At 59.2% G+C, this 1,540-nt stretch carries 1 protein-coding gene; it reads right to left on the minus strand.

The features are described 5' to 3' along the window. Positions 1–424 precede the first annotated feature (424 nt). On the minus strand, positions 425–832 hold the full coding sequence (locus QQL24_RS33095; protein ID WP_284316584.1) for a nuclear transport factor 2 family protein: 408 nt from the start codon (positions 830–832) through the stop codon (positions 425–427). Between the last annotated feature and the right edge of the window lie 708 nt (positions 833–1,540).

Consider the following 1,540-nt stretch of genomic DNA (forward strand, 5'->3'; position numbering starts at 1 on the left):
CAGATCACGCTGATTTGCGGAATCCCCTTGAGTCAGAATCCACGCCCCTTGGTATAAGGTCCCTTGAGCCTAAAACTATGTCTTTGATTACAGCAGAGATCATCGCACCGGACAGCTCGCACTGGGCAAATTGGATCGACGGCGCATTGAGCGCCGACCACACACTCCGCGACCTTCCACCCGCGCCAGCTCCCGTCGCTCACACCGCCCAGCAGGGGCATTCCAACCACCGGAGCGAACTCAGCGCTGGATGAAACTTGGGGGCAACGTCGGCCGCTCCCAATCTCCCTTCCGGGACTAAACGCCTGGTTCTCCTGGATCGATATTGGCCAAATTTTTCAGCCGGGATCTGGGCGGTGCAACTAGGGTTCCAACTCGCCCATCTTGCCGCATCTCTCAACGGCCACTCCGGTCGCCTGCGAGGCTAAGCCCAGAACGTGTCCCAGGCGTAGAGGTCGTAGAAGTGTTCCCGGCCGTCCATGACCTTGCCGTTCTTGATGTCGAAGACGATGCAACAAAGCACATCCAGCCGTTTGCCGTTCCGCTCCCCGGTATTGTGATGGACACCAACCACGCATCCGTCCTCGCTCTCCATCACGTGCAAAAGGCTGGCCTTGAAGGTCCCCTGGGTTTCGCTGCCATAGCGGCCGAACTGGCCAAAGGTCGCCATGCGGCCTTCGTAGTCTCCGGCGATCGGACTCTTCCCCGGAGTATGCCACGTGCAGGACTCGTCAATGATTTGCGCGAGCGTGTCCAGATCTCCCGAATTGAAGGCGGCATAGCCGCGCCGAACGAGCTCGGTGTTCTGATATCTTTGCGTCACGCTAGCCATAACTTCCTCCCGTTACTGACCCGACGATACTGGGTCGCGTAAGAGCCTGAAGGGCATGGGTCCAACTTGTATCAGCAACATACACCCGCCACGGTGTGCGCGCACGAGGAAGCTTGCCTTCGCTCTTGTCCATACGAACGTCAGCTACGGGTCGAGGCTATGCGGACGCCTCGCGCATATCACGCGCCGGCCATGCGTGTAGCGAAACGCACCGCGATTTCACTAGGAGGGACAAGAACGAGAGCCTCTCGAAATTACACGCTAGATCCAGTCATTCGGGGGGGGCTGAGCCCACCCTGAGTACAACAGCGCGCCGAAGCCGCTGGATTCGCATAACGGGCAGTATGGAAAGCGGAAGTCGCAGGTTCAAATCCCGCCCCCGCAACCACTTCTGTCATAACTCAATAACCGTCCAGGTCTGATCAACCTGGACGGTTTTTGCGTTCTGGGGTGCACAGCAGCGAAACATCCAGTCAGTACACCAGTGGCCGCTATGGACGCCTTTTTGCGCGGCGCCTTCGAGCCCGGCAAGAAAGCTGGCATTGAGCCCAGGACCGGTTCTGGCCCTCCACAGACGTTGGGAACGTCCTCTTCACGGAAAGCCCGGCTATTGTCCCAAGAGGTGCGGCAAGCGACCGCACCGGGGCCGGGGAACGAACCCGCTGCGCGGGAGGGCGCCTGCGGTTAAGATAGAGATCAATAACAAGT

Origin of the sequence: Labrys miyagiensis (assembly GCF_030160835.1) — a bacterium.
Lineage (GTDB): Bacteria > Pseudomonadota > Alphaproteobacteria > Rhizobiales > Labraceae > Labrys > Labrys miyagiensis.